Below are 1,555 nucleotides of genomic sequence, written 5' to 3'. Positions count from 1 at the left end.
CGAGAGGAAACCACGGCTGGCGGGGTCGTACGCCCGGGCGCCGAGCCACTCAAGCCCCGCGATATCCACACCGCCGTTACCGGTAAGCGTGACCCCGGCAGGAAGCACCCCCACAAGACCAGCCAGGGCACCGGCACCCGCAGCGGCACTGCTGCCCGGCAAAGAGTCCGCCACGGTCGGGGCGCCAATAACCGACCACGGATCCGCCTGATCAGACGGGCGGGCGGCGCGCCAGCCCGGTACCGTCCACGCATCCCCGATCCCGGTGACACCGCCGGGCAGGGAAAGGACCTGTCCGCCGCTGATGCCGGCCAGGGCGGGGATGGGGTTGGCGGTGTCCCACCACAGCTCCTCGCCGTCGACGGCGGCGAGTTCGCCGAGGGCGTCGACCCACAGTCCGTGCCGGGAGACAGTAGCGCCGTCGGGGGTGCGGTCGGTGGTGCCGCTGAGGTGCCCGGTGGGGCCCCAGGCGTACTCGGTCCAGGACCCGTCGGGGCGGATGAGCCGGGTGCGGCGGCCCAGCCCGTCGTGGACGTACTCTGTCCGGGACCCGTCAGCCTCGGTGACGGCGAGCAGCTGGCCCCCGGCGTCGTACTCAAAGGCCCGTGACCCGCCCGGCGTGCTTTCGCGCACGAGCCGCCCGCCGGTGTCGTACCCCCACCCGGAAACCGAAGCGGGAAGTCCCGGTTCCCCGGTGCGGGTGGTGGCGGCCGAAACCATTTGCCCTGCCCGGTCGTACCCGTACCGGGTCACGGCACCGGACCGGGTCAGGCCCGTGATCCTGCCGTCCACGTCCCGGCCGATCATCGTCACATCAGCGGCGCCCGGGTTCGTGGTGTCCGTGCGGGTGTGTTCGGCGAGGGCGCCGTTGCGGTAGGCCCATTCCTGGACCAGGTCCCCCGCCGTGGCGGCGGTGATCCGCCCCGAAGCGTCGTAAGCGAAGACTGCCTCCCCCAATTGGGGGTTGCTGGCGGCGGTGACCCGGCCCGCCGCGTCGCGGGTGTAGGTGGTGGTGGTTCCGTTGGCGTCGGTGAACGCGGTGCGGTGCCCGTCGGCGTCGTAGGCCCAGGACAGGCCCTCGTTCCCGCGGGTGCGGGAGGTCAGCAGCCCGCGCCGGTCAAACCCGAGCTCGTGCTCGACCGCGAACCCGTCACCGCCGGTGTGGTCGGTGATGACCACGGACCGGCGGACCGGGTCACGCTCGATCCCGGCGAGCAGCTTCCCGTCGAACGACGTGGAGGATTCGCGGCCTGCCCGGTCGTAGGTCCAGGTGGTGGTGTGCCCGTCCGGGCCGGTCTGGGACAGCTGCCGCCCGGCGGGGTCGTAGGTGGCGGTGGTGACCCTCCCGAGCGGGTCGGTGACCGACTCCACCTGGTCCGTGGCGGTGTAGGTGCGTGCGGTCACCCCGCCCATGGGGTCGGTGATGCGGATCAGGCGGCCGCGGACGTCGTACTCGAACCGGGTCCGCCCACCCACGCCGTTGAGCGTCTCGGTCAGTTCCCCGGCGAGGTTGTATTTGAACCGGCGGGTGCCGTACCAGCTGTCCTGGGAGAAC

The 1,555-nt window shown here is 72.2% G+C and carries 1 pseudogene; it reads right to left on the bottom strand.

The features are described 5' to 3' along the window. Nucleotides 1-1,555 (bottom strand): annotated as a pseudogene (locus ARGLB_RS21350) (DUF6531 domain-containing protein); the annotation flags it as partial.

Origin of the sequence: Arthrobacter globiformis NBRC 12137, assembly GCF_000238915.1 — a bacterium.
Lineage (GTDB): Bacteria > Actinomycetota > Actinomycetes > Actinomycetales > Micrococcaceae > Arthrobacter > Arthrobacter globiformis.
Note: the sequence above shows the minus strand (reverse complement) of the source record. Positions and strands in the feature narration are given on the sequence as shown.